A 16,574-nucleotide genomic window follows, 5' to 3' on the forward strand; every position below is an offset into this window, starting at 1 on the left:
TATTGGAAAAGCTTTAAAAAACGAATAGGAATTATTGAGAAACTATAGATTAATGACCTCTCTAGATTCTAATAACAGAAACTACAAACGCGTTTTTGAATAGGCAACAAATTTATGAAACTTTAAAGCATAAATTGAATTCCATAATTCCTACAAAAGATCACAAGCTTTTACTTTATAAACATTGAAAAACAACGCATTTAACGCCGTAGATACCAATACTAAAAAAAGCACCTGTTTGGATTTAAATATTTGTAAAAAACTTAATCATGGGAGGATTGGGGTAGAAAGCTCCTTAAATATTGGCACAACATTTTTTGTAGAACTACCCCAAATCCAATCCTTTAAACTGATATAAAAATTAGGCTTTTGGTAAAAAGACTTCAGCCATCATACAACGCGCACTTCCGCCTCCACAAGTTTCAATAGTCTCCAATGAGCTAGATAAAATAGGACAAAAAGCTTCAATTTGCGCAATTTGCTCTGGTCTTAAACTGTTATGTGCAGCAGTACTCATTACTAGATAACGTTGGTTTAAATGTCCTTGCACCTGTAGCATATTTCCTGCAAACTGATGCATTTGTGCTTCTGTTATTGCTATTACAGCTTTTCCATCCTCTTTTAAGTTTTTAACAACTTGTTTACGTTCCTTTTTATCATCGATCGCATCTAAACAGATAATAGCAAATTTTTCTGCTAAACACATCATTACGTTAGTATGATAAATAGGTAAACGCTTATCTTCTACGGTTTGAAAAGCTGTAAATAAAATAGGTGCATAATCAAAATCTTCACAGAACTCAATAAACAATTCTTCGTGAGCTCTAGCCGATTTCGCGCAATATGCCTTTTTATTTATTCTATCCAGTAATAAACTACCAGTTCCTTCCAAAAACACACCTTCGTTTTCAGCTCCGGTATAATCGATTATATTTTCAATTTTAAAACCTTCTTCTTCTAAACGCAAGAATATATCTTCACGTCTTTCTGGGCGTCTATTTTCAGCAAACATTGGATATAATGCAACATCGCCATTTTCGTGAAAACTCACCCAGTTATTTGGAAAAATAGAATCTGGAGTATTTAAAGATTTAATATCGTTTTCCACAATTACATTCACACCAACGGCACGAAGCTTATCTACAAAAGCATCAAACTCTTCTTGAGCTTTGGTATTTATTTCATCATTTTTAAGATCTAATTCTTCCTGAAAATAATTATTAACCGCCGTTTGTTCATTCATCCTGAAATGAACTGGTCGTATCATTAAAATAGTGTTTGTAGTTTGTGGCATAAATATTTCTTTAAAATGCAAAACTATGATTTTTTAAAGGATACTATGCATGCTTTAACAATAAAAACGTTCATTTTAGATAAAGAATCTAGACCGCTGCGCTTTCAGGAACAATCTGTCTGCCGGTAAATAGAGGAGCAAAAAGTAAATTATATAGCATTGAAAATATAAAACAAGAATATGAAAGTATTTAAAAAACAAAACGGCTGCTTACAGCAACCGTTTCCAAAGTCTAATTTAGTACTTTTTTTTATTTACCTCCAACTATTTTTTTCTGTGAAAAATTAGTTCCAGAAAGAATATGAATACCACTTGAGGCTGACGGAGGTATAGCTATTGTTAGCGTCTCCTTGCTTCCATCGTATTGTTAACTTGAAATAACTATTAGTCAACCATTTATATCATTTAACTTAAAACTATAATTTGCATCGATATTATAATCAAAACCCAGTGCTTTAAAATTGACTATTAAATCTTGATGGGTAGCTGCTACAGCTGTATTATCAATGTAGTATAAACCTTCAACATATTTGTTTTTGTAACACACATTATATTCAGCATTTCTGTTTTCAAAAGTTTATCTATTAATAACAAACAAAAGACACAAACTGTTAATAACTTGAGCTTTAAGGCGTGGAATTTGAAACCTGCAAAAGTTTTCCATTGTAATACTTCCTACCTGTTTCGGCAAAATCCAAAATATAATTAGCCATAGATTCTGGTGTTGTGGGAACTTTGAATCCTGGAAAAGCTTCTTCCAACATTTCGGTTTGAACCGCACCAAGAGCCAGCACATTAAAACAAATTCCAGAGTCTTTGTATTCTTCCGCTAATAGTTCAGTTAATGTTATTACCGCGCCTTTACTAGAACTGTAGGCAGATAATCCGGGAAACTTCATACTACCTTGAACGCCGCCCATAGAACTAATAGTTAGAACATGACTTTCACTTTTCATAAATGGCAGTATAACGCGCGTCATTTCAGCAACGCCGAATACATTGGTTCTATAAACGTATTCAAAATCATCTAGTGTGGTTTCGGCAAAGGGTTTGTTAACAATTGCACCCGCATTATTAATAAGAATATCCACTTGAGACCATTCCTTTTTCATGAATGCTTCAACTTTATTAAAATCAGATTTTTTAGATAAATCGAAAGCAAAAGCCGTAACATTCTGCAATTGCAAATCTTTTACGGGTTTGGAGTTTCTGGATAAGGCTAATACCTGATAGCCTTGCTCTGAAAACTGCTTCACCAATTCAAAGCCAATGCCTCTACTAGTTCCTGTAATTATAACGTTTTTACTCATTGTTCATTTGAATTTCTTTTGTTGGCGTATTACTCATTTTTTCAATACCAGGAATTAACTGATTTATCAAATTAGCCATGTGATCATAATCTAATTTATCAATTTCATCATGTACATGATGATAGAAGTCATAGTTGGATAAATCGCAAGATGAAATGGTATGCGATGGCATTTTAAATACTTCATAAAAAGGATAATTATCAGAAGCTTTAAATAAATTATATTGTTTTGCAATTTCAGATTCACCCAACAATTTAGATCCCACATAACCATTGATTGCTTCCGCCATGTTAGATTTGCCATAGCCTGTTACAAACGCTACATAATCGCGATCTTGAAACGGCACACCAATCATTTCCATGTTTACAACAGTATATAAATTAGCATTTTCAGTTTTTAATCTGTTCGCTAAATGTTTTGAACCTAACAAGCCCATTTCTTCAGCAGAAAAAAGTACAAACATTAAACTACGTTTATTTGTTTTTTTAGCAGCAAAATAACGTGCCATAGCTAAAACAGACGAGGTTCCCGCTGCATTATCATTAGCGCCATTGGCGATAGAATCCAATTCCACCATTTTTGCTTTAGTTCCTATATGGTCGTAATGTGCACCAATAATTATAATTTCATTCTTAAGTTTGGCATCGCTACCTTCTAAAAAGCCAATCACATTATAGGTGTCCATATCTTGAACTTTAAAATTATCACGATATGTATCATAATATGGTTTAACATCAAATTGTTTAAATTGATTTTCAATATAGCTTGCAGAAGCCTCTAAACCTTCACTTCCTGTGTCACGACCCATTTGATCGTTAGAAGCTAGAAAAGAAACAGTTTCCTTAACCTCATCGGCCGTAATAGTAATGTTTACATCAGATTTAACTTGCTGATTTTCCTGCTTTACTTTACAGCTAAATATGCTGATGGCTACTAATAATAAAATGAGTTTTTTCATGTGTTATTTTTTATTGTTTTATATAAGTGACTACGTTTTTATATGCTAATTCCATAAAAACAAATTGTTTTATGAAATCAAAAATGAGCAAAATTAATTAAAGTCTAAATATAAAAAAATCCCGCTTGGTTTAGCAGGATTTCTTTAATAGATAAGGTGATTCGTCTATTTCTATAGATTAAACCAACATGGTAATTGGATTCTCGATATACCCCTTTAAAGTTAAAAGAAATTGTGAGCCTGTTGCACCATCAACTGTTCTATGATCGCATGCCATAGTTAATTTCATGGTGTTTCCAGCTACTACTTGACCGTTTTTAACAACGGGCTTTTCTACAATAGCACCAACCGATAAAATTGCAGAGTTTGGCTGATTGATAATAGATGTAAAGCTCTCAATTCCAAACATGCCTAAATTAGAAATTGTAAAGGTACTACCTTCCATTTCTTGAGGTGTTAGTTTTTTGTTTTTCGCTTTGCCTGCAAACTCCCTCACTGCAGCACCAATTTGCGGTAATGACTGCTCGTTTGCAAACCGTACTACAGGAACAACTAAGCCATCAGGAACGGCAACAGCTACACCAATATGTACGTGATTATTTTTTTTCATTTTATCATCAAACCACTGCGAGTTCACTTGTGGATGTTGCTTTAATGCTAACGCACAAGCTTTAACAATAATATCGTTGTATGAAATTTTAGTATCTGGAATAGAATTGTATTGCTCACGGAATGCTATTGCATTTTCCATATCAAACTCCACATTTAAGTAATAATGTGGTGCAGTGAATTTAGACTCTGCTAAACGCTTGGCAATAACTTTACGCATTTGCGAGTGTTTCACCTCATCAAAATCCTCCTCACCTGTTGGAACAAATTTTCCAACTGATGCTGCAGAAGCTTCTTGAGGTTTAAAGTTTTCTATATCACGTTTTACGATACGACCATTTTCGGCAGAACCCGTAACTTGTGAAATATCAATACCACGTTCTTCAGCCATTTTTTTCGCTAATGGTGAAATAAATACGCGTCCTTTTGAAGTTACATTAGAACCAGAAGGCTTCTCTACTTTAGCTTCCTTCTTGTCCTCTTTTTTAGGTTCTGGCTTTGTTTCTTTTTTAGCTTTTGGAGTTTTTCCCTTTTTATCGGAAGCACCTTCGTCTTTATAATCTTTAACTACAGCTGAAATGTCAGTTCCTTCTGGGCCAATAATAGCTAAAAGTGAATCCACTTTTGCAGAATCACCTTCCTCTAAACCAATGTATAATAAGTGTCCAGATTGAAAGGACTCGAATTCCATAGTCGCTTTATCCGTTTCAATTTCAGCTAAAATATCGCCTTCCTCTACGTTATCTCCTACTTTTTTCAACCAGGCAGAAACTGTTCCTTCTTCCATAGTATCACTTAACCGTGGCATTGGAACAACAATTACACCTTCAGGTAACTCAACTTCTTCTGAATCTGTTTCTTCGGAAGCTTCAACTTCATCATTACCGCTATGTCCATCGTCTTCAGAAGTTTCCTCATCCGCTTCACCTTCTGAAGTATCATCTTCTCTTTTAGTTTTTGAACCACTTTTTATCAGATCTGAAATATCTTCACCTTCATCTCCAATAATAGCCAATAGCTTATCTACTTCCGCTGTTTCACCTTCTTGAATACCTATATGTAATAAGATGCCTTCATGAAACGATTCAAATTCCATTGTGGCTTTATCCGTCTCAATTTCAGCAAGGATATCTCCTTCTTCAATCTTATCTCCAACTTGCTTCAACCACGCAGCTACGGTACCTTCTTCCATGGTATCGCTTAAACGTGGCATGTTTATAATTTCAGCCATTGTTTATATTTTATGTTGTATAAATGGATAATCTTCTTGTTCGTAAACCGCGTCGTACATAACGTTCTTCTCTGGATACGGAGATTCTTCGGCAAACTTTTCGCATTCATTTACTAAAGCCTTTACACGTTTATCAATATCTTTAATCTCGGCTTCGGTGGCATATTCTTTATCAAAAAGAATCTGCTTTACTTGCGCAATGGGATCTATTTTCTTGTATTCTGCAACCTCATCTTTAGTTCTATAATGCTGAGCGTCACTCATAGAGTGCCCTCTATAACGATAAGTTTTAAGCTCTAAAAATGTTGGTCCATCTCCTCGTCTTGCGCGTTTGATAGCTTCATCAAAAGCTTCAGCTACTTTTATCGGATTCATTCCATCTACTGGTCCACAAGGCATTTCATAACCCAAACCTAATTTCCAGATTTCTGTATGGTTAGAAGCACGTTCCACCGATGTACCCATGGCATAACCATTGTTTTCACAAACGAAAACAACAGGTAATTTCCATAACATGGCTAAATTAAACGTTTCATGTAAAGAACCTTGTCTTGCTGCACCATCACCAAAACAACATAAAGTAACGGCATCATTACCGGCGTATTTATCACCAAAGGCAATACCCGCACCTAAAGGAATTTGACCACCAACAATACCATGACCACCATAAAAACGATGTTCTTTAGAAAAAATATGCATAGATCCACCTAACCCTTGAGATGTTCCGGTTGCTTTTCCAAATAATTCGGCCATAACACGTTTCGGATCCACACCCATACCTATTGGCTGAACGTGATTCCTATACGCAGTAATCATTTTATCTTTAGTTAAGTCCATAGCATGCAAAGCGCCTGCTAATATGGCTTCTTGACCATTATATAAGTGAAGAAATCCTCTTACTTTTTGTTGAATGTAAACGGCAGCTAGTTTGTCTTCAAACTTTCTCCAGAATAACATGTCTTCATACCACTTAAGGTATACTTCTTTGGTTATCTTTTGCATTGGTAACGTTAATTTGATAAACGAATAGACAAAAGTAACACTTTACTTATTAACGAAAAAACCCAAAAACGTAAAACTTACTATAAAACAATGTTAATTCTTATGAAGTGCTTATAGAAACGATTTATCGAAAAGTAATGGCAGTAAATTTGCGAGCGATTCGGATCTTACAACCTTGCCCGTTTCTCCCATAAAATAAAGCTCTATTGGTTCATTCTGCTTCACTTCATATTCGGCAATAGCCTGACGACAAGCACCGCATGGTGGAATTGGCGACATGGTAGGCCTAATATTTGAACCTGCAATAATAGCCATTCTGATAATTTTAGCATCTGGATACTGCGAACCTGCGTAATAAATTGCAGTACGCTCGGCACAAAGCCCGGATGGATAGGATGCATTTTCCTGATTATTACCAGTAATGATTTCACCATTATCTAATAATAAAGCAGCACCAACACTAAAGTTGGAGTATGGCGAATAAGATTTTCCCCGAGCTTCAGAAGCCTTAGTCATTAATGAAGCCACTTCAGTAGGCAGTTCATCAAAATCATCATAAGCCTGTAATATGCATTCTATTTTTACTTCTTTCATAATCGTATTTATATCCACTAATTTAAGAAACAAATTTAACCAAAAAAAACTATTGCGAATGGCAATAGTTTTTTGTTTTATTTGAATCTTGAAAGATTAATATTCTCTGTACGTTCCAGGCCCTAAATTAAACGTTAAGGAGAAACGTAAGGTATTCTCCAATGGGCTCTTTACTTTAGAAGCCGAGAATAGGTATGATAAATCAATACCAATGACGTTGTACTTGAAACCTGCTCCAATAGCAAAAAATTGGCGCGCTCCTTTTGATGAACTCTCATGGAAATAACCGCCTCTAAAAGCAAAAGAATCTTGATACATATATTCGGCTCCTAGAGCCCATGTCCATTCTTGTAGCTCCTCACTAAATCCATCTGGTGCATCACCAAAAGATTGGAACATACCTTTAAAGAAACCGACATTTCGATCTTTACCTTCTACTATATACTTATCATCTTTGCTCACAAAAACATCTTCACCTGGCATGGGATTATTAGGATCAGCTGCCGGTTGATAACCTGCTACACCATCGTTATTTTCATATTCAAGTCTCTCACCTAAAACAGGTGGTGTTGGCACAAGTAGTTTAGTCACCTCACCTGTTATTGATACTTTATTAAAATCGTCTAAGATAAAATCGAAACCACCTCCTAAACGTAACGTTGTTGGCTGGAAATTCTCTTCCCCACCATCATCATATTTAAATTTTGGCCCAATATTTTGAATAGCAAAACCTAAACGCGTACGCCCATTAAAACCTGCGTAAGCTTGTTCTTCACTTTGATAATAACCAGAAACATCTACGCCAAACGTACTAGCCGCTTCAGCATCTGCATCTATAGCGCCGATTTTTAAATCAGAACGCATATAACGCATGGCAACCGACATTGCAAACTCCTGACTTAATTTTAAGGAATAGGATGCATCAATACTCATCTCATTTGGCTGTTCGATAAGCGCTTGAGAAAATTGATCTTGAACGAGTTCAATTTCACCCAAAGAGAAATATTTGAAACTCGCAGCAAAAGCACTACGCTCATCAATTCTATTAAAGTACGTTACATTTCCCAAAAATATGTCATTAACAAGACTGCTCAAATATGGCGTATAACTAACACCTATTCCCTGTTTGGTTTCTGAAAACGCATATTTAGATGGGTTCCATTGTTGCGAAAAAGCATCCACACCGGTAGCGACTCCCATATCTCCCATGGAAGCTGCACGTGCATCAGCCGCAATTAACACAAAGGGCAATCCCGTTGTTATAACACGTTTAGCGTCTGGATTTTTAGGAGTAATTTCAACCGTATTTTGCGCATAAATTTGGTGTACAAAAACAACTGTAAAAAGTAATAAAATTTGATTTTTCATGTATTGATTGTATTTAGCAAATATAATATATTATTAAAGTATTACAAGTTTCTCGATTTTTTCCACAGATTTATTTAGGATTGGCGATCTTACAGTTAGCTTATAAATATAAACGCCTTTTCCTATTTTATCTCCAAAATCATCGCGACCATCCCAAACAATGTCGCGTGACAAAGCTGATGTGCCTTTTCCGCAACATTCAAGTGAGTTAGTTTGCCCATTAAGTGTCTTCACTAATTTTCCGGAAACGGTGAATATCTGTACTAAAACGTCTAAAACATCAGAACTATTGTGGTTGAACCAAAATTCTGTATAATTAACGAACGGATTTGGATAATTTAAAACATTTTCGATAACAAGACTCTGATTCTCATCATGTACCATAAATTGTATTTCCGAGGTTGATGAATTATTATAAACATCCCAAGCTTTAACTTTTAATGTATGCAAACCAGGCTCTAAATTGCGCAATGGATAATTGGCGGTGCCACGTTGAAAATCGTCAATTTCCGTTTGATAATAATCATTTAATATATAGGGATTCGTTTCATCGCCATCTAAAACAGCAACAATATCATGCCCGATACCACTAGCTGTGTTGATTCCGTTTTCGTCCTCTAGTTTGACTAAAAGACTTGGAGATTTATTGGTAATTCCTCCAGACACGAAATTTTCATCATTCATGTATAGTTGAATCTCTGGACCAATAGCATCTTCAGGTGCATTTGGATTAAGGCCGCCTATGGTAATAGAACTATTATCTGCGCCCGATTGATCTTCAAGCGCGTTATCTCTTTTAGCATAAAAACTAATACGTCCCTTACCTTCCGGAATTCCTATATCTCGGGGTACAATAAATTCAAACTCAAATTGACCGTTTGTTATGGAAGCCTGACCTCTAAAAATAGTGGCTCCTAACGTTTCGAAATCCATGGTGAGCAGCTGATTATTTACTTTTACACCATCATTACCTAAAGTAGTGCGCTCTATTTTTTTATCATACAAGTTAACAGAAAGCACACCTGTATAATCTGACATAATATTGCCTGATGCGTCCCTAACTTCTCCTGATATTTTAGCGCGACTTAATGCTTTTAACACGGGCGTCGTTTGAGAGACAGGAATATCATTTACCTTTGTTAACCGAACATTTGGTTTAGGGAAAGCTAATTTCATGGCTGGATCTCCTATAAAAAAGACTAACCGCCTTTGAGACATACCGGAAATTCCTGGATCTGTTTTTGTTAAACGTAACGCTTCTGCCATAGACGGATACTCATCATCCGCATACTCATCATCTGGATTGAACGAAAACAAGTATTCTTCCAATATTAAATTAAAAGAAATACCAACGTTTACATATATTTGACGTGTTGTGGTAATTAAAGCTATAGCGCCACCATCTTTATTCCAATACGTATATTCTCCAGCAGTAGGACGCAACGGATTATCAAATCGTGTGTATTCGCAAGTTACCGTAACAAAACAATTAAGCTTACAAACATTGTTTAGTTTTTGTACATCAGGTTTTTCGAAAATTCGCTCGTTTGCCAAACCATCTTCGCCCCCATGCCCAAAATAATTCACTACCAAAGCCCCCTTTTCTATCGCATTTGTTATAGCCGTAGTAACAGCAGGATACCTATCACCTCCTGCAGAAGATTCCTGAACAAAAGCATCCGAATGGATTTTTGTGACATTAATAAAATCTTTGGCTTGAGCAATATTATCACCAATAGTATTGGTTGTTAACTGAATGTCCTTTTCCCAAGCTTCATCTACATCATCAGAAATAACTAGCACATTATTTCGCCAATTACCATATGATTCTTCAATATAATAAGAAGCGACCTTATCTACCATTTCTTTAGCCTGCTGAGGCGAATTAGCCAAAATACGACCAATAGCAATATCCAATTTATTGGAACTATGCATATCTCCTTCATTAGAATCCATCATACCAAAAAAATCATCAGAAACATAAGAACTCGTTAATGTAAAGCTATCATAGGCATGCCACGATGGCGCAATATTCGTGTTATTACGTATTCTGTCCTTATAATCAAAAGAACCATCACCAAACATGCATAGGTATTTTATACGTTTGTCGGGTGCACTAGCATTCTCATATACATATTTTATAAAATTACGAATGGCTCCAATATCTTGTGTTCCAGGGCCAAACTCGATATAAATATCTTTAAGCTTAACAACCTTAACATTCAGGTTGTACTGATTTCTGTTAATCTGCGCTAAACGTTCCGCTTGAGCATACAGGTTGGATGGCGTAATTATAATATAGTCCACATCCTGAAAATTCCCTTGGGCATTTTTAAAAATCGTTCCCTTTAAGTTTTGATTGGACACATAAGGATTGGAAACCAATATAGGTTCATAAAAACCAGAAGACGGTATAACAGCATAGGTTTTTAGACTTCCTAAAATCGCTTTAAAAGAAATAGACGTGTTTGAGTTCGTATTATTTAAGCTCTGGACATTATAAATATCAGTTACATCCCAAATTTCTTTTACTTCTGCGGCATTTGTCAAGTTATATTCGCCAATACCGGAAGCATTTATTACGCCGCGATTATAAAATGTAAACTGACCTCCAGCAAATTTTAATTCACGAGTAGCTTCTACAGAAATATAATCTATATAAGCCAAAGCTGATGGATTACCACCATTGTCATAACCCAACGTTACCGATACATTGGAACTCGTAACATTTACATTGTTATTATAAACAGCCTGCGTTGCTAAATTAGCATTTGAAACAGCTGGAAGAATTAAATTAGCAATAGACGTGTTGTTAACCTTTAATTCCATGCTGGATGATATTTCAGAAGTTGAAGCAACATAAGCTTTCATCTTTATAGGGATGGTAGTAATTAGATTTGGAAATGAAAAGTCGAAAGTTTTTATGCGTTCAACATCAAAGCGATCGCCAAACCAGCGCCTTCCTACACTCACCAAATTATATTCATCTACCTCGTGATATTTATAATCCTGAAAAGTACTAATCATCATATTAGAAGCTCCCGACGGCTGTATAATAGGTTGGATACGCTTCCCGTTGCCAGGACTAATATTAATGTAATAATTGGTTGCGGTATTATAGATATTAATATTCGTATTGCTATCCGCATCATACCTGTTTGGCCCTTCCGCATAAAACAATATATAATCAGAATCATGAAAGTAGCCGTCAGACTCACCTATAACTTGGATTGCGTTTTCCTGTAAATCCATAGGGTATGGTTCAGAATTAGCATAAGGAATCATACGGCCGCCATTACCAAAAAGCTTCATAGTTCTTGGATCTACCACATCCATATCTATACCTAAACGCTGAAGAAATTGTCGCGAAATTTTAAAAACACCAGACTTATCCACTTGAAACTTATACCAACTACCAGAGACTAAAACAGAGTTAGAGATAGCAAACCGGTTACCTGATCTTAAGTTATTTTGAGCACCATATGAAATTGTGAAAGCCGTTAATTTTTTAAAGGTACCGTTTTCACTTATTATAGCAGAAACTGTTAAGAAAGCACTTCGATTATCACGACTAATACTGTTCTTTAAATTGAATTTTAACTGATTAGGAATTGTAGCTAAATCGACATCTCTTAATTCACTTTTTGAAATTGTAGTATATCTAACATTAGAGATTTGTACGGAGTTTTCATTTATTAATTGTGAAATACTCCATTGCGCAATGAACTCAACACCTTGAACTAAATCATAACTAAAATACTCTTCATTAAAAACAGGGATTTCTAACGAGAAGCTTTCGTTAGAAAAAGTTTTCGTACCATTCCAAGTGATATCAAATTGTTTTTGTTGCGAAAACACCGCAGCCGAAACGAACATAATAAGTAGGAACATTCTCTTTTTCATTACACAAATAACGCTATTTAACATCGCTTATTATTAAAAAATAAAGAAATTTAAAAAACCTAAAGAAATTTTCAATAATAAAACATAAAAGTTGGCGTTCTAATTAAGCAATGTAAGCGACAAAAGCACCAAAAGCGTCGTTGAAACGTTTGATAAACAGGATGAAATGCCTAATATTTTAAGTTATTTCTAAATATTAACTTGTATTATTCTATGGAATTCATATATTGCGTCACCAAAAAACATTAATGGCTTACTTAAACGTATGGATATGAAAAAAGTATTAACAATAAAATTATTGTTAGTTTTAGCAATAGCTGTTACAGCAGTTGGTTGTAAACGATCGTCTAGTTCAAACAGCTCTCGTGCTACAGGATGGGACATTAACTCTAAAGAAGGAGGTTTCCAATATAACACGAGTTTTAAAGGACAAGAAGCAGCGCCAGGATTGGTGTTTGTAGAAGGTGGAACTTTTACCATGGGTAGAGTTCAAGACGATGTAATGCACGATTGGAATAATACACCTAATCAACAACACGTTCAGTCATTCTATATGGATGAAACTGAAGTTACCAACTTAATGTATTTAGAATATCTAGATTGGATTAAGCGTATTTATCCACCATCTGAACAAAACTTTAAAGCTATTTATGATGGCGTTGTTCCTGACACTTTAGTATGGAGAAATCGTCTAGGTTATAACGAAGTAATGACAGAAAACTATTTACGCCACCCTGGATATGCTGAATATCCTGTAGTTGGTGTAAGCTGGATTCAAGCTGTTGAATTTGCCAACTGGCGTTCAGATCGTGTTAACGAAGCAAATTTAGAAGCTGCTGGTTATATTCAAAGAGATGCAAAATTAAATGAAGTATCGGCTAATGCTACATTTAATACCGACACTTATATTAATGCACCGTCTCAAGTTTACGGAGGAAACACCGCCCTAACAGATCCAGAAAACACACGTCGTCGTGTTCAAACAAATGCTGCTGGCGATCCAATTAATGTAAATGCAACTAGAGAAACCGGTATTATTCAACCAAAATATAGACTTCCAACAGAAGCTGAATGGGAGTATGCTGCTATAGCTTTAACATCTTTACGTGACTATAACACATATAGAGGGCGTAAAAAATATCCTTGGGATGGGCAATACACACGTTCAGGTAAACGCAAAATTAGAGGTGACCAAATGGCTAATTTCAAGCAAGGAAAAGGTGATTATGGTGGTATTGCAGGATGGTCTGATGATGGCGCAGATATTACAAACCAAGTAAAATCTTATGCTCCAAACGATTTTGGTTTATATGATATGGCTGGAAACGTAGCAGAATGGGTAGCTGATGTTTACAGACCTATTATTGATGATGAGTTTAGTGACTTTAACTACTACCGTGGAAATGTATACACTAAAAATGAAATTAATGAAGATGGAACGGTAAGAATTGTAACACCAGATGAAATTAAGTTTGACACCTTACCAAATGGTAAAGTTGTTGCTAGAAACTTGCCAGGAGAAATTCACCAAGTTCCTGTTGACGAAAACGAAACATACTTAAGAACAAACTTCGATACCAGCGATAACAGAAACTTTAGAGATGGAGACCGACGTTCGTCTCGTGATTACCGCGATGGTGATTTTGACGAAATTGATGGTGATTCTGAAAAAGGAACGCATACTAGTAAAATGTATAATTCACCAAGCCATAGTGTTGAAACGGATTCAACTGGACAATTAATACGTGAATATGACCGATCAAGCAAGCGTACTTCTTTAATTAACGATGAAGCTCGTGTTTACAAAGGTGGATCATGGAAAGACAGAGAGTACTGGTTAGACCCTGCTCAACGTCGCTATTTTCCTCAAAATATGGCAACAGACTATATTGGTTTTAGATGCGCGATGTCTCGTGTAGGTTCAAAATCAGAGAATAAAGGAAAAACAAAAAACTAAATAATTTGTTTTAAAAATTATAAAAAGTCCTGGCAGTAGTCAGGACTTTTTTTATACTTTTATTTTATGGAATTAAACACAATACACCAGCGTTTTTTAGAATGCAAAAACGTTTGTACCGATACGCGCAAAATCACTAAAGACTGTCTATTTTTCGCTTTAAAAGGCGATAATTTTGACGGTAATACATTTACGCAGCAAGCTTTAGAAAAAGGCGCGAAATATATAATTATTGATAATGACGCTTACTATAAAGACAGCCAAACCATTCTCGTAGAAGATGTATTGAGTACGCTACAAAACTTAGCAGCCTACCATCGCGACTATTTAGGGATTCCCATTATTTCACTAACAGGAAGTAATGGCAAAACAACTACCAAAGAATTAATTAATGCCGTGCTCTCTGAAAAATATCAGACTACAGCAACAATTGGTAATTTAAACAACCATATCGGCGTGCCGCTAACTCTCTTATCCATGACTAAAGATACAGAAATAGGGGTTGTTGAAATGGGGGCAAATCATCTAGGAGAAATAGCATTTTTATGCGAAATTGCAAAACCAGACTATGGCTATATTACAAACTTTGGAAAAGCACATTTAGAAGGTTTTGGCGGTATTGAAGGTGTCATAAAAGGAAAAAGTGAATTATATGACTATTTGCTGTCACATGATAAACAAATATTCTTAAACACCGACGACACTATTCAAGTTGCTAAAACGAAATCGGTTAAAACCATTTCTTTCGGTCAAAAGGAAGAAAAAAACCAAATAACAATTCAATTTATAAATGCAAATCCATTTGTAAAGCTGCAATATCATGACGAAACAATTTCAAGTCACTTAATTGGCGCCTATAATTTTAATAATATATCAGCAGCAATTGCTGTTGGAAACTATTTTAAAGTTCCGGATTCCAATATAAAGAAAGCTATTGAAGGCTATACTCCAGCAAACAATCGCTCGCAAATAATTAAAAATGGCTCTACCGAGATTATTTTAGATGCCTATAATGCCAATCCTTCCAGTATGAAAGTGGCTTTAGAAAATTTTTCAAATCAAGAACACCGAAATAAGATTATCATATTAGGCGATATGTTTGAGCTTGGAACTGAAGCAGAAAAAGAACATCAAGCGGTTGTAGATTTGGTTAACGCTCTAAATATTGATAAGGCCGTGTTTTTAGGTGAAAATTTTAATAAAACAACTTGTATTCATCCAAAAGCAACATTCTACACGTCATTCCAAGCATTTAAAGAGGCTTTTAACCTGGAGAGCTTAAATTATTCATTAGTTCTAATTAAAGGCTCTAGAGGCATGGCTTTGGAGCGTGTTTTGGGGTTGTTGGATGAGCAATAGATTCTTTACAAATCAGTTGTGGTGCATTTAAGACGAACATCGTAACAATCGATAAGAATTAGGAACAATAGAAATGGAATTGTTTTATTATTATCTTTATTCGATATGAGATAAGAACTTATTTAAGACATTTTGCTAATGAATATAATTGAATTTTAAGACAGTCATTTCAAAATTAAATGGCTGGAATAGAAAATATGAACGAATTTTTGAAAAACTTAATGATTGACAATATACTTAACACTAAAAAAACAAATTATTCTTCAAATTTAAATGAAGAGAATTTAACGCAAAAAATTGGAGGCATATTTGAGAAAAATGACTCAAGCTTTGTTGGAAAATTTACGAGTCAAAATGAATTTGAGATTTATGATAAATGGACTTTTATAAAATGGTACGTGCCAAATTTTAAAAGAAGAACAGCTTATTTAATTGGAGAAATATTAGAATCAGGAAAAGGCACATTAATAAAGTTAAACATGAAACCTAATCCTGTTATATCCATTTTCCCTATTCTTACTATTTTAATTGGAGTAATTACATTAATAGTTGCTTACTCAAATAATGAAACTTTAATTTTTGGACTAATTATAATTGTAGTTGGAATTTTATTTTATCTATCTGGAATGTTTTTAATAAATCGACTACGAAACAATTTTGAGAAACATTTGGATTTACAAAAGGTTTAAATAAAAAAATGCAATGAAAATCAAATGTGGAATAAAAACGCACCAAAACACCGTGTTTAATTAATGGCTTGGTTCGAGCTTGCTTACGAATCCCGAAGCGTCGGGACTCGCGGATTTTCTATTCGGTTTTTATTTGCTAAATTAGGTGCTTAACCGCGCCATTAATCATACACATAACCTTTATCGCCTGTCTTCGAATAACAAACTATTATCATATAATTCTTTTTTAGAAATAATTTCAAAAGTTCTTTCTTTATAAGACCTCACAGGTTTAAAAAACCTGTGAGGTCTGAAACAAAA

Annotated in this window: 11 protein-coding genes; 3 read left to right on the plus strand and 8 right to left on the minus strand. The window is 34.9% G+C overall.

The features are described 5' to 3' along the window. Positions 1-361: 361 nt before the first annotated feature. The 8 genes from ctlX to porU form a co-directional block, all read right to left on the minus strand. Positions 362-1,294 carry a citrulline utilization hydrolase CtlX gene (ctlX, locus tag BZARG_RS02435; protein WP_008635060.1) on the minus strand — a complete coding sequence of 311 codons (933 nt, stop codon included), beginning with the start codon at positions 1,292-1,294 and terminating at the stop codon, positions 362-364. A 626-nt stretch (positions 1,295-1,920) separates the two neighbouring features. After that, positions 1,921-2,604: an SDR family NAD(P)-dependent oxidoreductase gene (locus BZARG_RS02440; protein ID WP_008635050.1), complete on the minus strand. Its 684-nt coding sequence runs from the start codon at positions 2,602-2,604 to the stop codon at positions 1,921-1,923. After that, entirely contained in the window at positions 2,597-3,562 is a 966-nt protein-coding gene (locus BZARG_RS02445; protein WP_008635057.1) for a M28 family peptidase, read from the minus strand. Before BZARG_RS02445 ends, BZARG_RS02440 begins: the two co-directional genes overlap by 8 nt. Before the next feature lie 178 nt (positions 3,563-3,740). Next, positions 3,741-5,402, minus strand: coding sequence for a pyruvate dehydrogenase complex dihydrolipoamide acetyltransferase (locus BZARG_RS02450; RefSeq protein WP_008635066.1), 1,662 nt, complete (start codon positions 5,400-5,402; stop codon positions 3,741-3,743). Between the two features lie 3 nt (positions 5,403-5,405). Continuing rightward, positions 5,406-6,404: a pyruvate dehydrogenase (acetyl-transferring) E1 component subunit alpha gene (pdhA, locus tag BZARG_RS02455; RefSeq protein ID WP_008635015.1), complete on the minus strand. Its 999-nt coding sequence runs from the start codon at positions 6,402-6,404 to the stop codon at positions 5,406-5,408. Between the two features lie 111 nt (positions 6,405-6,515). Then, positions 6,516-6,998, minus strand: coding sequence for a cytidine deaminase (gene cdd / locus BZARG_RS02460; protein ID WP_008635036.1), 483 nt, complete (start codon positions 6,996-6,998; stop codon positions 6,516-6,518). 96 nt (positions 6,999-7,094) lie between these two features. Continuing rightward, a complete protein-coding gene (porV, locus tag BZARG_RS02465; RefSeq protein ID WP_008635019.1) occupies positions 7,095-8,366 on the minus strand; it encodes a type IX secretion system outer membrane channel protein PorV in 1,272 nt (423 codons plus the stop codon). Between the two features lie 33 nt (positions 8,367-8,399). Further along, on the minus strand, positions 8,400-12,269 hold the full coding sequence (gene porU, locus BZARG_RS02470) for a type IX secretion system sortase PorU (protein ID WP_008635048.1): 3,870 nt from the start codon (positions 12,267-12,269) through the stop codon (positions 8,400-8,402). Positions 12,270-12,534: 265 nt separating this feature from the next. On the opposite strand from porU, the gene gldJ reads away from it, so the two are divergent. The 3 genes from gldJ to BZARG_RS02485 all read left to right on the plus strand — a co-directional run bounded on the left by gldJ (position 12,535) and on the right by BZARG_RS02485 (position 16,274). Beyond that, positions 12,535-14,226 carry a gliding motility lipoprotein GldJ gene (gene gldJ / locus BZARG_RS02475; protein ID WP_008635041.1) on the plus strand — a complete coding sequence of 564 codons (1,692 nt, stop codon included), beginning with the start codon at positions 12,535-12,537 and terminating at the stop codon, positions 14,224-14,226. Between the two features lie 66 nt (positions 14,227-14,292). Then, positions 14,293-15,585 carry a UDP-N-acetylmuramoyl-tripeptide--D-alanyl-D-alanine ligase gene (locus BZARG_RS02480; protein ID WP_008635028.1) on the plus strand — a complete coding sequence of 431 codons (1,293 nt, stop codon included), beginning with the start codon at positions 14,293-14,295 and terminating at the stop codon, positions 15,583-15,585. A gap of 179 nt (positions 15,586-15,764) precedes the next feature. Further along, positions 15,765-16,274, plus strand: a complete 510-nt coding sequence (locus BZARG_RS02485) for a hypothetical protein (protein ID WP_008635026.1) — start codon at positions 15,765-15,767, stop codon at positions 16,272-16,274. The last annotated feature ends 300 nt before the right edge of the window (positions 16,275-16,574 follow it).

It is taken from the genome of Bizionia argentinensis JUB59, from assembly GCF_000224335.1.
GTDB classification, from domain to species: Bacteria; Bacteroidota; Bacteroidia; order Flavobacteriales; family Flavobacteriaceae; genus Algorimicrobium; species Algorimicrobium argentinense.

What these genes read in the sequence shown, in the direction of transcription:
- ctlX (WP_008635060.1), bottom strand. Translation starts at nt 1,294, where the DNA reads ATGCCACAAACTACAAACACTATTTTAATGATACGACCAGTTCATTTC.
- BZARG_RS02440 (WP_008635050.1), bottom strand. Translation starts at nt 2,604, where the DNA reads ATGAGTAAAAACGTTATAATTACAGGAACTAGTAGAGGCATTGGCTTT.
- BZARG_RS02445 (WP_008635057.1), bottom strand. Translation starts at nt 3,562, where the DNA reads ATGAAAAAACTCATTTTATTATTAGTAGCCATCAGCATATTTAGCTGT.
- BZARG_RS02450 (WP_008635066.1), bottom strand. Translation starts at nt 5,402, where the DNA reads ATGGCTGAAATTATAAACATGCCACGTTTAAGCGATACCATGGAAGAA.
- pdhA (WP_008635015.1), bottom strand. Translation starts at nt 6,404, where the DNA reads ATGCAAAAGATAACCAAAGAAGTATACCTTAAGTGGTATGAAGACATG.
- cdd (WP_008635036.1), bottom strand. Translation starts at nt 6,998, where the DNA reads ATGAAAGAAGTAAAAATAGAATGCATATTACAGGCTTATGATGATTTT.
- porV (WP_008635019.1), bottom strand. Translation starts at nt 8,366, where the DNA reads ATGAAAAATCAAATTTTATTACTTTTTACAGTTGTTTTTGTACACCAA.
- porU (WP_008635048.1), bottom strand. Translation starts at nt 12,269, where the DNA reads ATGAAAAAGAGAATGTTCCTACTTATTATGTTCGTTTCGGCTGCGGTG.
- gldJ (WP_008635041.1), top strand. Translation starts at nt 12,535, where the DNA reads ATGGATATGAAAAAAGTATTAACAATAAAATTATTGTTAGTTTTAGCA.
- BZARG_RS02480 (WP_008635028.1), top strand. Translation starts at nt 14,293, where the DNA reads ATGGAATTAAACACAATACACCAGCGTTTTTTAGAATGCAAAAACGTT.
- BZARG_RS02485 (WP_008635026.1), top strand. Translation starts at nt 15,765, where the DNA reads ATGGCTGGAATAGAAAATATGAACGAATTTTTGAAAAACTTAATGATT.